Here is a 17,289-nt window from a genome sequence, read left to right on the forward strand (position 1 = left end):
TATCTCTTTGTTTTATTTTTTCCTCAAGGCACGCCAGAGCATGTAGAGCCAGTCGCCCAGGCCCAGCTTCGGCCGCTGGCTGAACATGTCGCCGTGGCTGCGATGCAGTTTATACAGGATGCGCTCGCCGCCGAGGATGATCAGCCGCATCTCGAAGCCGATGCGGCCCTTGAGCACCCGGCCGAGCGGGGCGCCGGCGGCCAGCAGCTTGCGCGCGCGCTCGATCTGCTCGCGCATGAATATTTGCCATAGACCGTCGCTGCGGCCCTCGGCGATCTGACGCTCGCTGATGCCGTAGCGGGCCATCTCGTCCTGCGGAAAATAGATGCGGTTCTTTTGCCAATCGACGGCAACATCCTGCAGGAAGTTGATGATTTGCAAGGCCGAGCAGATGCCGTCGGAATAGGCCTGGTTGCGCGGGGCGTCGGCGCCGTAGAGCTTGAGCAGCAATCGGCCGATGGGATTGGCCGACTTGCGGCAATAGGCCATGACCTCGCCGAAATCGGCATAGCGGGTCTTGCTGCAATCCTGGGCGAAGGCGTCGAGCAGGTCGTGGAACAACTGGAAGGGCAGATCGTGCCGGCGGATGGCCTCGCCCAGCTCGACGAAGATCGGATGCGTGACGGCTTCGCCGCGTTCCAGCGCCCGCAGTTGTTCGCGGAAGGCCTCGAGTTCGGCCAGACGCGCCTCGGCTGGCGCATCGCCCTCGTCGGCGATGTCGTCGGCGGCGCGGGCGAAGCGGTAGATGGCTTGGATCGGCCGGCGCAGTCGGCGGGGCAGGAAGACCGAGGCCACCGGAAAGTTTTCATAGTGGCCGACGTTGACCAGGGTGGGGCGGGACGACTGGGCGTCAGTCATGTCGAAGCGAACCTTGTGCGAAACGGCGTCAGATCAAGCCTGACACTGGGGAGGCGGTATATTACACTTCGCGCTTCGCGGAAGTGGCGGAATTGGTAGACGCACTGGATTTAGGTTCCAGCGCCGCAAGGTGTGCAGGTTCGAGTCCTGTCTTCCGCACCATGGATAAATATAAAGGCATGTCCGACAAGCTGATCAAACAGAAGGCCGCGCTTACCCTGTCGGCCGCCAAACAGGTGTTGGCGGCGGCCGAGGCCGAAGCCATGAAGCAGCGTTGGCCGGTGGTGATCGCCGTGGTCGACGACGGCGGCCATCTGCTCTGCCTGTCGCGCCTGGACGGTGCCCAGCACGGCAGCGTCGACATCGCCCTGGCCAAGGCCGAGGCGGCCGTGGCCTTCAAGCGGCCGACCCTGGCCTGGTCCGACGCCCTCACCGGCGGCCGTCTGGGCGTGCTCGGCCTGCCCGGCGTGCTGCCGGCCGAGGGCGGACTGGTCGCCGCCGCCGGCGCCGCCGCGCTGCTGGACTAAGAGCCTATTTCAGTAGGAAATATACCCCGTATTGAGACCAGGATCGGATGGATGCAAGGCGCGTCGCGCAGTCGATGGTCGTTCCATCGACAAGCGGCGCAACGCCGCAGACGCCGATCCTGGCCTCAACCCGAAGGGCCGGCCGTCTGCGGGCGTTTATGCCCTTCAGGGTGCATTGCCGCGTTGCGGGTGGCTCGTGGAGAATGACTACACTTCGCCCCCCGCGCCTTGCACTGCATCCCGCAGGCAACCGGCACGGGATATGTTTCCTACTGAAATAGGCTCTAAAGCCAATCCCCACCGCCTGCGGGGCCAATCCGGGCCGGCTTTCGTGGTATTCTCCCGGTTGTTTGGGAAGGTCCGGAACCGCCGCTTCAACCCCGCTGACAGCACCCCGGAGGGTCCGGATTTCCTGATATTTATCAGCCTATTACCGCGACAACCGTCATTCCGCCGGGGCGCGGCGATTGGCGCAAGCCTTAGCTCGACAAGGAAACATGATGCAAACCACCGTTGAAACCCTGGCCGGCCTGGAGCGCCGCCTGACCCTGAACCTGCCCACGGCCGAGATCGAATCCGAAGTGGCCAAGCGTCTGCAAAAACTGTCCCGTTCGGTGAAGATGGACGGTTTCCGTCCCGGCAAGGCCCCGATGAAGATGGTCCAGGCTCGTTATGGCGCCGAGGTTCGCGGCGATGTCCTGGGCGAGGCCCTGCAGAAGCGCTTCTTCGACAGCGTGCGCGAGCAGGAGATCAAAGTCGCCGGCTACCCCAATTTCGAGATGGCCAGCGCCGAGCCAGATGCCGCCGAGCTCTCGTTCAAGGCCACCTTCGAGGTCTTCCCCGAGATCAAACTGGGCGACGTCGGCCAGATCCAGGTCAACCGTCCGGTGGTCGATGTGACCGAGGCCGACATCGACCGCACCATCGAAGTGCTGCGCAAACAGCGCCTGCACTACCAGCCGGTGGACCGTGCCGCCAAGGCCGGCGACCGGGTCCATGTCGACTACGTCGGCCGCATCGACGGCGAGGTGTTCCAGGGCGGCGAGGGCAAGGACCTGCCGGTGGTGCTGGGCCAGGGCCGCACCCTGAAGGAGTTCGAGGGCGCGCTGGAAGGTATGAAGGCCGGCGAGACCAAGAAATTCGACGTGACCTTCCCGGCCGATTACTTCGGCAAGGAAGTCGCGGGCAAGACCGCCACCTTCGAGGCCACCGTGAAATCGGTGCACGAAGCCGTGCTGCCCGAGGTGGACGATGCCTTCGCCGCCAGCATGGGCGTGCACCAGGGCGGTGTGGCCAAGCTGCGCCAGGATATCGCCGACAACCTCAAGCGCGAGGCCAAGCGCCGGATCATGAGCCGGGTCAAGGAGCAGGTGATGGACGGCCTGATCAAGGCCATGCCGTTCGACGTGCCCAAGGGCCTGGTCGCCATGGAGCGCCGGACCATGCTCGAACGCGCCGTCAACGACCTGCGCGCCCGCGGCATGAAGGCCGAGGACATCAAGCTGAGCGACGAGGTATTCGAGGCCCAGGCCCAGCGCCGGGTCGCCATCAGCCTGTTGCTGAACGAGTTGGCCCGGGCCCACAACATCGTGGCGACCGAGGCACAGGTCAAGGCGATGGTCGAGGAATTCGCCCAGAGCTACGAGCATCCGGCCGAGGTGGTCGCGTGGTACTATGAAGCGCCGGATCGCCTGCGCGAGGCCCAATCCCTGGTGCTGGAAGAGAACATCGTCAGCTGGGTCCTGGAACGGGCGCAGGTCACCGACGAGGCGATGAGCATGGAAACCTTGATGGGGAAAGCCTAATGAGCCAGTGGACTCAGGAGCCGTCCGGCCTCGGGTACATCCCGATGGTCATCGAACAAAGCGGCCGCGGCGAGCGCGCCTATGACATCTATTCCCGCCTGCTCAAGGAGCGGGTGGTGTTCCTGGTGGGGCCGGTGAACGACACCACCGCCAACCTGGTGGTGGCCCAGCTCCTGTTCCTGGAGTCGGAGAACCCGGACAAGGACATCTTCCTCTACATCAACTCCCCGGGCGGCTCGGTCACCGCCGGCATGGGCATCTACGACACCATGCAGTTCATCAAGCCCGATGTCTCCACCTTGTGCATCGGCCAGGCCGCCAGCATGGGCGCCTTCCTCCTGGCCGCCGGCGCCAATGGCAAGCGCTTTGCCCTGCCCAATTCCCGGGTCATGATCCACCAGCCCCTGGGCGGCTTCCAGGGTCAGGCCTCGGACATCGAGATCCACGCCAAGGAGATCCTGTATCTGCGCGCCCGCCTGAACGACATGCTGGCCAAACACACTGGCCAGCCGCTGGAGACCATCGAGCGCGACACCGACCGCGACTTCTTCATGGGCGCCGACGAGGCCGTGAAATATGGCCTCGTCGACAAAGTGCTAGCCAACCGCGGTCAAGCCGCTTAAACTTGACTTAATTATTCAGGTATTCTGAGGCTGGATTAGAACGCGATGTCCGACAACCAAGGTAACGACAAACTTCTGTACTGCTCCTTCTGCGGCAAGAGCCAGCACGAGGTGCGCAAGCTGATCGCCGGCCCCTCGGTGTTCATCTGCGACGAGTGCGTGGAACTGTGCAACGACATCATCCGCGAAGAGATCCTGGGCGCGAAGGAGGGCAAGGAGGGCGAATCCGGCCTGCCGACCCCCAAAGAGCTGCGCCAGGCCCTCGATCAGTACGTGATCGGCCAGGATCTGGCGAAAAAGGCGCTGGCCGTGGCCGTCTACAACCACTACAAGCGTCTGCGCGAACCCGGCGCGGGCAAAGACGACGATGTCGAACTGGCCAAGAGCAACATCCTGCTCATCGGCCCGACCGGCTCCGGCAAGACCCTGCTGGCCCAGACCCTGGCCCGGCTGCTCAACGTGCCCTTCGTCATCGCCGACGCCACCACGCTGACCGAGGCCGGCTATGTCGGCGAGGACGTCGAGAACATCATCCAGAAGCTGCTGCAGAAGTGCGACTACGATGTGGAAAAGGCCCGCACCGGCATCGTCTACATCGACGAGATCGACAAGATCTCGCGCAAGTCGGACAACCCCTCGATCACCCGCGATGTCTCGGGCGAGGGCGTGCAGCAGGCCCTGCTCAAACTGATCGAGGGCACCACCGCCTCGGTGCCGCCCCAGGGCGGCCGCAAGCATCCGAACCAGGAATACATCCAGGTCGACACCACCAACATCCTGTTCATCGTCGGCGGCGCCTTCAGCGGCCTGGACAAGGTGATCCGCAATCGGACCGAGAAATCGGGCATCGGCTTCGGCGTCGAGGTCAAGAGCAAGGACGACCGCAAGGACATCGGCGAGACCCTGCGCAACGTCGAGCCCGAGGACCTGATCAAGTACGGCCTGATCCCGGAATTCGTCGGCCGTCTGCCGGTGATCGCCACCCTCGAGGAACTCGACGAGCAGGCCCTGGTCCAGATCCTGACGGAGCCGAAGAACGCGCTGACCCGCCAGTTCCAGAAGCTGTTCAAGATGGAAGGCGTCGAGCTGGAATTCCGGGAAGAGGCACTCCTGGCCATCGCCAAGCGCGCGCTGGAACGCAAGACCGGTGCCCGCGGCCTGCGTTCGATCATCGAACACGCCCTGCTGGACATCATGTTCGACCTGCCCAGCCTGGAAAACGTGGAAAAGGCGGTGGTCGATGAGAAAGTCATCACGGGCGAGGGCCAGCCCCTGCTCATCTACTCCGAGTCTGCCAAGGAGCCCAAGGTCGCCTCGTCCTGAGAGTAGCCGGGCTGCCTTCGATCCGTGTGCCCGCCGGCGCTTGAAATAGGCGCCGGCGGCACCAGATAGACAGTGTTGTCATATTGCGGCAAAACCGTTGAGGATCGTCCATGAGCCAATCTGCCCTTTACACCAGTCCGGTCACCCTGCCGCTCCTGCCCCTGCGCGATGTGGTGGTATTCCCCCACATGGTCATCCCGCTCTTCGTCGGCCGGCCGAAATCGATCAAGGCCCTGGAAGTGGCCATGGAGGCGGGCAAGCACATCCTGCTGGTCGCCCAGAAATCCGCGGCCAAGGACGAACCCAGCTTCGAGGACATGTACCAGATCGGTGCGGTCGCCAGCGTGCTGCAAATGCTGAAACTGCCCGATGGCACCGTGAAGGTGCTGGTCGAAGGCAACCAGCGGGTGCGCATCAGCGATTTCACCGATGAGAAGAGCCATTTCACCGGTACCGCCGAACCTCTGGCCGAAGGCGAGGAGGGTTGGGAGGACACCGAGATCGAGGCCATGCGCCGCGCGCTGCTGGCCCAGTTCGACAACTACGTCAAGCTGAACAAGAAGATCCCGCCCGAGATCATGGCCTCGCTGGCCGGCATCGACGACGGCGGCCGTCTGGCCGACACCATCGCCGCCCACCTGCCGCTCAAGCTCGAACAGAAGCAGGCCATCCTGGAGATGTTCGACCTCAAGAGCCGGCTCGATCACCTGATGGGCTTCATGGAGGCCGAGATCGACATCCTTCAGGTCGAGAAGCGCATCCGCGGCCGGGTCAAGCGCCAGATGGAAAAGAGCCAGCGCGAGTACTACCTGAACGAGCAGGTCAAGGCGATTCAGAAGGAACTGGGCGAGATCGAGGAGGGCGCCGAGCTCGACGAACTGGAGAAGAAGATCAAGGCCGCCCACATGTCGAAAGAGGCCACCAAGAAGGCCGAAGCGGAGCTGAAGAAGCTGCGCATGATGTCGCCGATGTCGGCCGAGGCCACCGTGGTGCGCACCTACATCGACACCCTGGTCAACCTGCCCTGGAAGAAGAAGACCAAGATCAGCAAGGATCTGGCCAAGGCCGAGGACGTGCTGGAGCACGAGCACTACGGCCTGGAGAAGGTCAAGGAACGCATCCTTGAATACCTGGCCGTGCAACAGCGGGTGGACAAGCTCAAGGGCCCGATCCTCTGCCTGGTCGGCCCCCCCGGCGTGGGCAAGACCTCGCTCGGCCAGTCCATCGCCCGCGCCACCAACCGCAAGTTCGTGCGCATGGCCCTGGGCGGCGTGCGCGATGAGGCCGAGATCCGCGGCCACCGCCGGACCTACATCGGCTCCATGCCGGGCAAGATCCTGCAGAGCCTGACCAAGACCGGCGTGCGCAATCCGCTGTTCCTGCTCGACGAAGTGGACAAGATGGGCCAGGACTTCCGCGGCGATCCCTCGTCGGCCCTGTTGGAGGTGCTCGACCCCGAGCAGAACCACACCTTCCAGGACCACTACGCCGAGGTCGACTTCGACCTGTCCGACGTGATGTTCGTCGCCACCGCCAACTCGATGAACATTCCCGCGCCGCTGCTCGACCGGATGGAGGTAATCCGGCTGTCCGGCTACACCGAGGACGAGAAGATCAACATCGCCGAGCGCTATCTGCTGCCCAAGCAGATGAAGAACAACGGCCTGACCGATGCCGAGCTGCACATCGCCGAAAGCGCCCTGCGCGACGTCGTGCGCTATTACACCCGCGAGTCCGGCGTGCGCAATCTCGAGCGCGAGATCGCCAAGATCTGCCGCAAGGCGGCCACGGCGCATCAGCTGAAGAAGGCACGGGGCAAGATCAACGTCACCAACAAGAACCTGGAGAAATACCTGGGCGTGCACAAGTACACCTATGGCATGGCCGAGAAGGTCAACCAGGTGGGCCAGGTCACGGGTCTGGCCTGGACCGAGGTTGGCGGCGAGCTGCTCACCATCGAGTCGACCCTGATGTCGGGCAAGGGCGGGGTCATCCGCACCGGCCAGTTGGGTGACGTGATGAAGGAATCGGTCGAGGCCGCCCGCACCGTGGTGCGCAGCCGCGCCAAGATGCTTGGCATCAAGACCGAGGCCTTCGAGAAGAACGACATGCACATCCATTTGCCCGAAGGCGCCACGCCCAAGGACGGCCCCAGCGCGGGCATCGCGCTGTGCACCGCCATGGTCTCGGCCATGACCGGCATCCCCGTGCGTTGCGATGTCGCGATGACCGGCGAGATCACCCTGCGCGGCGAGGTGCTGCCGATCGGCGGCCTGAAGGAGAAGCTGCTGGCGGCGCATCGCGGTGGCATCAAGATCGTGCTGATCCCGGAAGGCAACGTGAAGGATCTGGTCGAGATTCCGGAGAACATCAAGAACCGCCTCGACATCCGCCCGGTGAAGTGGATCGAGCAAGTGCTGGATTCGGCGCTCGAACGCAAACCGGAACCGCTGACCGAGGAAGCCGAAGAAAGTGCCGCCCCGGTCGCCGCGCAAGAGGAAACCCCCGCTGTAATCAAGCATTGACGCGGTGTTCAGGCGCGAAAGCGCTTGACACCGCTTTTTGCGGCTTGCTATAAAAGTTCCGCGCAGCGCTGCTGCGCGTTTTCATCAAAGGAAAAGGGGGATCTCCGTGAACAAGTCTGAACTGATCGATGCCATCGCCAACTCTGCCGACATTTCCAAGGCTGCCGCCGGTCGCGCGCTCGACGCCACCATGGAAGCCGTGAAAAAGGCACTGAAGAAAGGCGACATGGTCACCCTGGTGGGCTTCGGTAGCTTCTACATCGGCAAGCGCGCCGCCCGCAGCGGTCGCAACCCCCGCACCGGTGCCACCATCAAGATCAAGGCGGCCAAAGTGCCGAAGTTTCGCGCTGGCAAGGCCCTGAAGGATGCAGTAAACTAGCGGGCTTTCCGGGTGCTTAGCTCAGCTGGTAGAGCGTCGCCCTTACAAGGCGAATGTCGGCGGTTCGATCCCGTCAGCACCCACCAGTGGCAACGAAGTGATTTGGAGTGGTAGTTCAGTCGGTTAGAATACCGGCCTGTCACGCCGGGGGTCGCGGGTTCGAGTCCCGTCCACTCCGCCAGCAACACCAAAAAGGCGAACCGCGTGTTCGCCTTTTTTTTGCCAACTAGAGACACGACATCATGCTTGAAGCCATCCGAGAACGCGCCCAAGGCTGGATCGCCAGGATCATTCTGGGCCTCATCGCCGTTGCCTTCGCCCTTTGGGGCATCGACTGGTACTTCCAAGGCGGCGGCAAGGAGCCTGCCGTCGCCACGGTCGGCACGAGCGAGATCAGCCAACGCGAATTTTTCGAGGCGCTCAAGCAACAACGCGAGGCACTCGGCCTCAGGGACAAGGCCCCGGCTGAACTGGACAAGGCGCTGCGCCAGCAGGTGGTCGATCAGTTGATCGACGTCCAGCTGCTCACCCAGGCCTCGAAGGACGCCGGCTTCGCCGTCAGCCAAGAGCAGCTCAACGCCTATCTGGCAGGCATCGAACTATTCCAGGAAAACGGCCAGTTCTCCCAGGCCCGGCTCGATGCCTTCCTCAAGAGCCGCGGTTGGAGCCAGCAGAAGCTGCTGCAAATGGTGCAGCAGGACCTGTTGCTGCGGCAGCTGCAGTTCGCCTACGGCGAAGGCGCCCTGGCCTCGAACACCGGCACCACCCAACTGGCCAAGCTCTTGTCGCAACAGCGGGAAGTGAATGAGGTCATCTATGACAGCAAGGCCTTCATCAATCTGATCAAGATCGACGACCAGGCGGTCGCCCAAGCCTACGAGGCCAAGAAGCAGGATTACGCCGTTCCGGCCCAGGTGCGCGTGCAATACCTGGTGTTGTCGCAGGACACGATCAAGGGCCAGATTCAGGTCGGCGAGGCCGCCGCCCGCCAAGCCTACGAGGCGAACAAGGCGCGCTACCAGCAGCCCGAGAGCCGGCGCGCCAGCCACATCCTGATCCAGGCTGGCCAGGACGCGCAGGCCAAAGCCGCCGCCAAGGCGAAGGCCGAGAAGGTGCTGCAAGAGATCAAGGCCAAGCCGGCCCGTTTCGCCGAACTGGCCAAGCAGTACTCCGACGACCCGGGCTCCGCCGCGCAGGGCGGCAACCTGGGCAGCTTCACCCGCGACATGATGGTCAAGCCCTTTGCCGATGCCGCCTTCCAGATGAAGGTGGGCGAGATCAGCGGCCTGGTCGAGAGCCCGTTCGGCTATCACATCATCCGCCTGGACGGCATCAGCGGCGGCAGCGTCGCACCCTACGAGACGGTCCGGGGCGCGATCATCCAGGAACTGCGCGATCAGGAGGCCGCCCGCCGGTTCGCCGAGCTGGCCGAGCGTTTCAGCAATCTGGTCTATGAGCAGCCGGACAGCCTGCAGCCGGCGGCACGTGAATTCAAGCTCAAGGTGGAGGAGAGCGGCTGGATCAGCGCCGGCCGGGCCGAGCCGGCCATCCTCAACAACCCGCGGCTGATGGAAGCGCTGTTCGCCAGCGACAGCCTGAACAAGAAGCAGAACACCGAGGCGATCGAAGTCGCGCCCAACACTCTGGTCGCCGCCCGGGTGCTGGAACATCGTCCGGCCAGCACCCGGCCGCTGGCCGAGATTGCTCCGGCTATCCGGCTCAAGCTTCAGGTCGAGACGGCCAAGAAGAAGGCGGTCGAGGCCGGCCAGCAGGCCCTGCAGGCGGCGCAGAACGGCCGCGACCCCTCCGGCCTGTCGGCGCCGATGAACCTGTCGCGCATGCGGCCGCTCAATCTGCCGCCGGTCTCGGTGCGCGCCATCTTCAAGGCCGATGCCGCCAAGCTGCCGGCCTGGGTCGGCGTTGAAACGACCGACGGTTATCGCCTGTACCGGATCAACCGGGTCAGCGAGGGCGAGGTGCCGCCGGAGCAGTTGAAACAGATGCGGCGCGACCTACAGCGCCTGGTTGCCCAGACCGAGATGCGGGCCTACCTCGACGGCCTGAAGCAACGCTTCAAGGTCGAGATCAATCAGGCCAGCCTGAGCGAGAAGACCGAATAATCACTCTGCCCTGAGCGCCTCGACCGGGTCGAGGCGGGCAGCGCGGCGGGCCGGCAACACGCCGGCCGTCAGTCCGATCAGGGCGGCGAGGGTCTCGGCCGCCAGGACGAAGGTCCAGGGCGTATGCACCGGCAGCGCCGGCACCGCCAGGTGCAGCAACTGGGCCAGCCCGGTCCCCAGCAGCAAGCCGAACACCCCGCCGATCGCGGCGAGCAGGATCGCCTCGCCGAGAAACAGGCCGAGCACGGTCCGCCGCTGCGCGCCCAGCGCCAGGAGCAGGCCCACCTCGTTGGTCCGTTCGCTCACCGCGATGGTCATGATGGTGACGATGCCCACCCCGCCGACCAGGAGCGAAATGCCGCCCAAGGCGCCGACCGCGAAGGTCAGGATGTCGAGCACGTTGGACAGGGTGCGCAGCATGTCCTCCTGGGTGATGATGGTGAAGTCCTCGCGGCCGTGGCGGGCGATCATGAGGCGCTTGATTTGCTCCGCGACGTGGGCGCTGGACAGGCCCGCCTCGTAGCTGACATCGACCTCGATCAGCCCCTCCCGATTGAACAGCGCCAGGCCGCGGGCCGCGGGGATGAACACGCTGTCGTCGAGATCGACACCCAGCACCTGGCCCTTGGACTCCATCACGCCGACGATGCGGTAGCGCGAGCCGCCGATGCGCAGGCGCTCGCCCAGGGGGCTGCGACTACCGAACAATTCCTGCCGCATCTTGCTGCCGAGCACGGCATAGGTGCGCGGGTTGTGCACATCGTCCGGCGGCAGGAAACTGCCGATCGCCACCTTCATCTTGAAAGTTCGGGCCATGGCCGGGCCGACGCCATAGATGGTGGTGCGCCGCACCCGGCCGTTCGCCTCGACCTCGGCGTTGCCTTGCACCATCGGCGTGGCGGCCACGATGTTGGGCAGGCGCGCCAGGGCCTCGCTGTCTTCCAGCGTGATCGGCCGCACCGTGCCCAGCACGCCGACCGGCGTGCCGTGCGTCATGGTCTTGCCCGGATGGACCCCGATCACGTTGGTGCCGAACTGGGTGAACTCGTCCAGCACGAAGCGGTGGATGCCTTCGCCGATGGAGGTGAGCAGGATCACCGCGGCAATGCCGACCGCAATGCCGAGCAGGGTGAGGAAACTGCGCAGCCGATGCGCGGTCAGGGCGCGGGTGGTCAGTTGCAGAAAGTCGCGCCACGACATGGCATCACCGTTTGGACAAAGCCGACACCGGGTCCAGCCCGGCAGCCCGGCGGGCAGGCAGGATGCTGAACAGGATGCCGGTCAGCAAGGCGATGCCGATGCCGGCTGCGCTGGCCCAGGCCGGGGCATAGGCGGGCAGGGCGGGGTAGACCTGGCGCAACAGCGCGCTGCCGCCCTCACCCAGGGCCAGGCCGAGCAAGGCGCCGGCGAGCGAGAGCAGCGCCGCCTCGGTGAAAAAGAGCAGGCGGACATGGCCGTTCGAGGCGCCCAGGGCCTTGAGCAGGCCGATCTCGGCGGTGCGTTGGGTCACCGCCACCAGCATCACGTTCATGACCAGGATGCCGGCCACCGCCAGACTGACCGCGGCGATGCCGGCCACGGCCATGGTCAAGGCCGTCAGGATGCGGTCGAAGGTGCCGAGCACCGCATCCTGGGTGATCACCGTCACGTCCTCCTTGTTTTCGTGCCGCGCCTTGATGATCGCAGTGACGCTGTCCTTGGCGGCATCGACCGCATCTCGCCCCTTGGCCTCGACCAGGATGCGGAACAGCTTGTTGGTGTTGAACATCGACTGCGCCGCCGCCACCGGCACCATCACGATCTCGTCGGTATTGAAGCCCAGACCCTGGCCCGATGCCGCCATGACCCCGACCACCCGGAAGCGGCGGTCGCCGATGCGCAGCCAACGGCCCAGGGCCGGTTCCGGACCGAACAACTCGTCGCGCAGCAGCGCGCCCAGCACGCATTCGGCCGCCGCGCTGCGCGGATCTTGCTGGCTGAAGAAATGGCCCTGGCCGAGCTGCAGCCGGCGCACCTCGATGAATTCGGCCGTGGTGCCGACCACGGTCGCCTCGCGGCTCAAGGCCCTGTATGAAACCTCAGCCACGCCGACGGTGATCGGCGCGATCCGCCGAACGCTGCCGGCACGCAACAGGGCCAGGGCATCGTCCAGGGTCAGGTCGCGCTCGCTCTGGCCGAGCATGGTGCTCGGCCCCAGCCCGCCGGTCTGGCTGCGCCCGGGCAAGACGATGACCAGATTACTGCCGAGCGAGGAGAACTCCGACACCACATAGCGGCGGGCGCCTTCGCCCAGGGCGGTCAACACCACCACGGCGGCGACGCCGATGGCCATGGCCAGCATCATCAAGCCGGTGCGCACGGGATAGCCGAGCGCGGCCCGGCTGGCGAAGTAAAAGGCGTCAGTCGGCTTCATGATGGCGCGTATCCGCCGCCAAGCGGCCATCTTCCATGCGCAGGCGGCGATGGGCGCGTTCGCCGATGACCGGGTCGTGGGTCACGACGATCAGGGTCACGCCGCCGGCATTCAACGATTCGAGCAATCGAATCGCCTCGTTGCCGCTGGCCCGGTCGAGGTTGCCGGTAGGCTCGTCGGCCAGGATGACCGTGGGACGCATGATCGTGGCGCGGGCGATCGCGACCCGCTGGCGCTGGCCGCCGGAAAGCTGCTCCGGCCGGTGCTCGGCACGTTGGGCCAGATCGTAGTCGGCCAAGGCCTGACGCACCCTGGCCGCGCGCTCCTCCGCGGCAATGCCGGCCAGCACCATGGGCAGTGCGATATTCTCGGCCGCGGTCAGCCGTGGCACCAGATGGAAGACCTGGAAGACGAAACCGATCTGCTCCCGCCGCACCCGCGCCTGTTCATCGCTCGACAGTTCGCTGACATTGCGGCCGTTCAGGCTGTAGTGGCCGGCAGTCGGCCGGTCGAGCAGGCCGAGGATGTTGAGCAGGGTCGATTTGCCGGAACCGGACGGCCCCATGACCGAGAGATACTCGCCTTGCTCGATCCGCAAATCGACGTCGCGCAAGGCGTGCACCTCGCTGTCGCCCAGATGGAAAACCCGGCTGATGCCGGTCAGCTCGATCATGCCGCTAGCGGCCCTTGGCCGATTCCGGCATGACCCTGGCGCCGGCCTTGACCCCCTCGCGTTCGAGCGAGGCGACGATGCGCTCGCCCGGCTTCAGGCCTTCCAACACCTCGGTGTATTCCCAGTTGGACAGGCCGGTCTTCAATTGACGTTCTTCCAGGCGGCCGTCCGCTTCGCGGTAGACCAGCACCCGCTTGCCCTCGAGCAAGGCCGGGGTCGGCACCCGAAGTACCTTGTCCCGCGTGCCGAGCACCACCTCGGCATCGGCGCTGTAGCCGACCAGCAACCGGTCGAGTTCCTTCGGGTGATCAAAGGCAACCTCGACATCGACCGTGCGCGACTGCTTCTCCACCGCGACGACATAGGGCGCCACCCGCTTCACATGGGCCGGGAAATGCCGGCCAGGATAGGCATCCAAGGTAATCCGGGCCGGCTGGCCGAGCTTGATCGAGGGCGCATCCACCTCGTCCATCGGGGCCAGCACATACAGGCAACTGTCGTCGATCAGGTCGATGGCCGGCGGGGTGGGGATGCCAGGCGGGGAGGGGGTACTGATCTCGCCCAGCTCGCCGCTGACCTCGGCCACGATGCCATCGAAGGGGGCGACCAGGACCATGCGCTTGAGTTCTGCCTGGGCCAGTTCAAGCCTGGCTTCGGCTTGGCGGATGTTGGTCTGCGCTGTCTCGCAGCTGGCGCGCTTGGCCTTGGCCTCGGCCCGGGCGCTGTCCTCGCGTTCGACCGAGATGAAGCCGTTGGCCTTGAGCTTGGCCGCGCGTTCCGCCTCGCGCTCGGCCACCTCGGCCAGGGCGCAGGCCTCGCCGATCTGCTTGCGCGCGGTCGCCAGCTGGGCCTCGGCCAGACGCACCTGGGCCATCAGGTCTTCGTTCCATAGCCTGAGCAAGACCTGCCCTTTCTTGACCCGGTCGCCTTCGCGGGCGCCGAGGAAATCGATGCGGCCGCCGCTCATGGTCGACAGTTTGGTGCGCTGGCAGGCCTCCACCGTACCGGCCCGGGTGTTGGCCACCGTGGCCTCGACCCGGCCGGTGCCGACGGTGTGCAGGACAACGGGGATGGGCTTGGGCCGGCTCAGCCACCAGACGGCGGCGGCGGCCAGGACCAAAAGGGCGAGAATGATCGAACCGCGGCGGAGGGTCTTGTTCACGATGATTTTTTCTTGTGCCTGTCTTTGCAGTTTAACCCCGCACGAAAAAACCGCACTAAACTCACGGGCCATGAGTGCAACAGACGACATCCGATTCATGCGCGAGGCCCTGGCCCAGGCCCAGATCGCCTGGCAGGCGGGCGAAGTGCCGGTCGGCGCGGTGGTGGTCAAGGACGGCGAAATCGTCGGCCGCGGCTACAACTGTCCGATCTCCACCACCGATCCCACCGCCCATGCCGAGGTGCGCGCGCTGCGCGACGCCGCGGGGCGCCTGGACAATTACCGCTTGTCGCACTGCACCCTCTACGTCACCCTGGAGCCGTGCATGATGTGCACCGGCGCCATGTTCCACGCCCGGGTTGCGCGCATCGTCTACGGCGCCAATGATCCCAAGACCGGGGTGGCCGGCAGCGTGCTCAATCTGTATGAGGAGCCGCGCCTCAATCACCATGCCGAGATCGTCGGCGGCGTGCTGGCGGAGGAGTGCGGTGCCTTGCTCAGCACCTTCTTCGCCGAACGGCGCCAGGCCCAATCGAAGGGAAAACCTCTTGCAGATCAGGATTAACCTCGCGCGCCAAGAGCTTGATCTCATGGACGATGCCGGCGCGCTGATCCGGCGCTATCCGGTCTCCACCGCGGCCAAGGGGGCGGGCGAGGCGAGCGGCAGTTATTGCACGCCGCGCGGCCGTCATGTCGTGCGGGCCAAGATCGGCGGCGACCAGCCGATCAATAGCGTCTTCGTCGGCCGGCGGCCGACCGGGGAGATCTACACGCCGGAGCTTGGCCAGACTGCACCCGAGCGCGACTGGATACTCTCGCGCATCCTCTGGCTGTCGGGCAAGGAGCCGGGCTTCAACCGCCTCGGGCCATGCGACACCATGCGCCGTTATATCTACATCCACGGCACGCCGGACGAGGCCTTCGAACAAGCGCCGCGCTCGCATGGCTGCATCCGCATGCGCAACGCCGACTTGCTTGAGTTGTTCGACCGGGTGCCGGTCTATACGCCGGTGGAGATCGTCGAGGCCTGAAAGTGCAAGGGTGCGCCTGCGCACCAGATGAACGATTGGGATGGTGCGCATGACGCACCCTACGGCCGGCTCTTCAGCAATACCACCACCGCGCCGCCGCCGCCATCGGCCGGCCGGGCCTGGACATAGGCCAGCACCTCCTCGCGCTGGGCCAGCCAGTGGCGCACCGCCTGCTTCAATACCGGCTCGCGGTTGGGCGAGCCCAGGCCCTTGCCGTGAATGATGCGCACGCAGCGGGCGCCACGGCGAAAGCACTCGTGCAGGAATTCGACCAGTTCGATCTTCGCCTCGGCCCGGGTCAGGCCATGCAGGTCGAGTTCGGCCTGGGCCCGCCACGCACCATTGCGCAAACGGCGCAGGACCTGGCGTGATATACCGGATCGGACATAAACCAGTTCCTCGCCATTCTCAGTCGACTCGTCCCACTCACTAGGGTCGGTCAGCGATTCGAGCATCACCTCGCGCTGGTCGCGCAGGCGGCTCAAGGGCAGGGCAGGCGGGGGATCGAAAGGGTGGAGAAAGCGGCCGTGGGGGCCAAGCGGGATGGCATTCGCCACTTCCGAGCGGAATAGCTCGATATCTTCAGAGGCGGGGGCGGAAAGCCATGGCTTGCCTGGTTTCCCGCCTTTCTTCATGAGCTTAGACGAACAAGTTCAAGCCGGATCAGGCCTTGCCTTCGAGGAAGCGCTCGGCATCCAGGGCAGCCTGGCAGCCGGAGGCGGCACTGGTGATGGCCTGCTTGTAGATCATGTCCTGCACGTCGCCGGCGGCGAACACGCCGGGGATGCTGGTCTGGGTGGCAAAACCCAAGCGGCCGCCCTGGGTCACGATGTAGCCGTGGTCCATTTCCAGCTGGCCAGTGAACAAGTCGGTGTTCGGCTTGTGGCCGATGGCGATGAAGATGCCGGCGAGGGCGATCTCCTTGGTCGCGTTGGTCTGCACGTTCTTCAGGCGCATGCCGGTGACGCCGTTCTTATCGCCCAGAACCTCATCCAAAACACTATTCAATTCAAGGGCAATCTTGCCCTCCTTCACCTTTTCCATCAGGTGTTCGACCATGATCTTTTCGGCCTTGAAGACGTCGCGGCGGTGGACGAGGGTGACCTTGCTCGCGATGTTGGCGAGATAGATCGCCTCTTCGACTGCGGTGTTGCCGCCACCGATCACCGCCACCTCCTGGTTCTTGTAGAAGAAGCCGTCGCAGGTGGCGCAGCCGGAGACGCCGCGGCCCATGTAGGCCTGCTCCGATTCCAGGCCCAGGTACATGGCCGAGGCGCCGGTGGCGATGATCAGGGCATCGCAGGTATAGGTGCCCGAGTCGCCGATCAGGGTGAACGGCTTTTCGGTCAGCTTGGCGGTGTGAATGTGGTCGAAGACGATCTCGGTGTTGAACCGCTCGGCATGGGCCTGGAAGCGCTGCATCAACTCGGGGCCCTGGACGCCGTTGACGTCGGCCGGCCAGTTGTCGACCTCGGTGGTGGTCATCAGCTGGCCGCCTTGCTGCAGACCGGTCACCACGACCGGTTTCAGGTTGGCGCGGGCGGCGTAGATGGCGGCGGTGTAGCCGGCGGGGCCGGAGCCCAGGATCAAGAGCTGTGCGTGCTTGGTGGACATGAAATCTCCTGAGAAACCGTATGGCGGTAGTGAATTCAGCGAACCGGGATTCTATCAGCACCAATCAATTAACCGCTTGGCACTTGAGTTCGAGGTGAGGGCGTTTGCGTCTTTTCCAAGCGCATCCTCATTTTTATATGATTTAACATAATATACATTGTATTGTTTATACGGATGGCCGTTCGGCAAGCGCACAGTTAATTGATCGGCCTAATTGATCGACCGCCCTGCGCATG

Annotated in this window: 16 protein-coding genes and 3 tRNA genes; 12 read left to right on the plus strand and 7 right to left on the minus strand. The window is 64.8% G+C overall.

Annotated features, from left to right (window positions below):
- Nucleotides 1-12 precede the first annotated feature (12 nt).
- A complete protein-coding gene (gene hpnC, locus EL388_RS07255) occupies nucleotides 13-858 on the minus strand; it encodes a squalene synthase HpnC (RefSeq protein ID WP_126461686.1) in 846 nt (281 codons plus the stop codon).
- A 77-nt stretch (nucleotides 859-935) separates the two neighbouring features.
- On the opposite strand from hpnC, the gene EL388_RS07260 reads away from it, so the two are divergent.
- From EL388_RS07260 to EL388_RS07305, 10 genes are all read left to right on the plus strand, one after another.
- A tRNA-Leu gene (locus EL388_RS07260) sits at nucleotides 936-1,020 on the plus strand.
- Nucleotides 1,021-1,037: 17 nt separating this feature from the next.
- Complete coding sequence (locus tag EL388_RS07265; protein ID WP_126461689.1) at nucleotides 1,038-1,385, plus strand: GlcG/HbpS family heme-binding protein; 348 nt, start codon at nucleotides 1,038-1,040, stop codon at nucleotides 1,383-1,385.
- Nucleotides 1,386-1,885: 500 nt separating this feature from the next.
- Complete coding sequence (gene tig, locus EL388_RS07270; RefSeq protein WP_126461692.1) at nucleotides 1,886-3,190, plus strand: trigger factor; 1,305 nt, start codon at nucleotides 1,886-1,888, stop codon at nucleotides 3,188-3,190.
- On the plus strand, nucleotides 3,190-3,813 hold the full coding sequence (clpP, locus tag EL388_RS07275; RefSeq protein ID WP_126461695.1) for an ATP-dependent Clp endopeptidase proteolytic subunit ClpP: 624 nt from the start codon (nucleotides 3,190-3,192) through the stop codon (nucleotides 3,811-3,813). The genes tig and clpP overlap by 1 nt, the downstream gene beginning before the upstream one ends.
- A gap of 45 nt (nucleotides 3,814-3,858) precedes the next feature.
- Entirely contained in the window at nucleotides 3,859-5,136 is a 1,278-nt protein-coding gene (gene clpX / locus EL388_RS07280; protein ID WP_126461698.1) for an ATP-dependent Clp protease ATP-binding subunit ClpX, read from the plus strand.
- A gap of 110 nt (nucleotides 5,137-5,246) precedes the next feature.
- Entirely contained in the window at nucleotides 5,247-7,661 is a 2,415-nt protein-coding gene (gene lon, locus EL388_RS07285; RefSeq protein WP_126461701.1) for an endopeptidase La, read from the plus strand.
- Nucleotides 7,662-7,767: 106 nt separating this feature from the next.
- Entirely contained in the window at nucleotides 7,768-8,040 is a 273-nt protein-coding gene (locus EL388_RS07290; protein WP_126461704.1) for an HU family DNA-binding protein, read from the plus strand.
- Between the two features lie 10 nt (nucleotides 8,041-8,050).
- Nucleotides 8,051-8,126, plus strand: a tRNA-Val gene (locus tag EL388_RS07295).
- Nucleotides 8,127-8,144: 18 nt separating this feature from the next.
- A tRNA-Asp gene (locus tag EL388_RS07300) sits at nucleotides 8,145-8,221 on the plus strand.
- Nucleotides 8,222-8,282: 61 nt separating this feature from the next.
- Nucleotides 8,283-10,160, plus strand: a complete 1,878-nt coding sequence (locus tag EL388_RS07305) for a SurA N-terminal domain-containing protein (RefSeq protein WP_126461707.1) — start codon at nucleotides 8,283-8,285, stop codon at nucleotides 10,158-10,160.
- Here EL388_RS07305 and EL388_RS07310 read toward each other — a convergent pair whose 3' ends face one another.
- The 4 genes from EL388_RS07310 to EL388_RS07325 are packed head-to-tail and all read right to left on the minus strand — an operon-like array spanning nucleotide 10,161 to nucleotide 14,408.
- On the minus strand, nucleotides 10,161-11,360 hold the full coding sequence (locus tag EL388_RS07310; RefSeq protein WP_126461710.1) for an ABC transporter permease: 1,200 nt from the start codon (nucleotides 11,358-11,360) through the stop codon (nucleotides 10,161-10,163).
- Nucleotides 11,361-11,364: 4 nt separating this feature from the next.
- Nucleotides 11,365-12,573, minus strand: coding sequence for an ABC transporter permease (locus tag EL388_RS07315; protein WP_126461713.1), 1,209 nt, complete (start codon nucleotides 12,571-12,573; stop codon nucleotides 11,365-11,367).
- Complete coding sequence (locus EL388_RS07320; protein WP_126461716.1) at nucleotides 12,560-13,246, minus strand: ABC transporter ATP-binding protein; 687 nt, start codon at nucleotides 13,244-13,246, stop codon at nucleotides 12,560-12,562. The genes EL388_RS07315 and EL388_RS07320 overlap by 14 nt, the downstream gene beginning before the upstream one ends.
- Before the next feature lie 4 nt (nucleotides 13,247-13,250).
- Nucleotides 13,251-14,408 (minus strand): efflux RND transporter periplasmic adaptor subunit, encoded by a 1,158-nt coding sequence (locus EL388_RS07325; protein WP_338057639.1) that lies wholly within the window; start codon nucleotides 14,406-14,408, stop codon nucleotides 13,251-13,253.
- A 70-nt stretch (nucleotides 14,409-14,478) separates the two neighbouring features.
- Between EL388_RS07325 and tadA the strand changes: the two genes are divergently transcribed.
- Together tadA and EL388_RS07335 are read left to right on the plus strand one after the other, a co-directional pair.
- The gene (gene tadA / locus EL388_RS07330) at nucleotides 14,479-14,973 is read left to right on the plus strand and encodes a tRNA adenosine(34) deaminase TadA (protein ID WP_126461722.1); all 495 of its coding nucleotides are present in this window, start codon (nucleotides 14,479-14,481) and stop codon (nucleotides 14,971-14,973) included.
- Nucleotides 14,957-15,439: a L,D-transpeptidase gene (locus tag EL388_RS07335; protein ID WP_126461725.1), complete on the plus strand. Its 483-nt coding sequence runs from the start codon at nucleotides 14,957-14,959 to the stop codon at nucleotides 15,437-15,439. Before tadA ends, EL388_RS07335 begins: the two co-directional genes overlap by 17 nt.
- Nucleotides 15,440-15,498: 59 nt before the next feature.
- Here EL388_RS07335 and EL388_RS07340 read toward each other — a convergent pair whose 3' ends face one another.
- Together EL388_RS07340 and trxB are read right to left on the minus strand one after the other, a co-directional pair.
- Nucleotides 15,499-15,996: a Smr/MutS family protein gene (locus tag EL388_RS07340; protein ID WP_232019056.1), complete on the minus strand. Its 498-nt coding sequence runs from the start codon at nucleotides 15,994-15,996 to the stop codon at nucleotides 15,499-15,501.
- A 106-nt stretch (nucleotides 15,997-16,102) separates the two neighbouring features.
- Nucleotides 16,103-17,053 carry a thioredoxin-disulfide reductase gene (trxB, locus tag EL388_RS07345; RefSeq protein ID WP_126461727.1) on the minus strand — a complete coding sequence of 317 codons (951 nt, stop codon included), beginning with the start codon at nucleotides 17,051-17,053 and terminating at the stop codon, nucleotides 16,103-16,105.
- Between the last annotated feature and the right edge of the window lie 236 nt (nucleotides 17,054-17,289).

The sequence above is a fragment of the Sulfuritortus calidifontis genome (assembly GCF_003967275.1).
In the GTDB taxonomy this organism is placed as follows: domain Bacteria; phylum Pseudomonadota; class Gammaproteobacteria; order Burkholderiales; family Thiobacillaceae; genus Sulfuritortus; species Sulfuritortus calidifontis.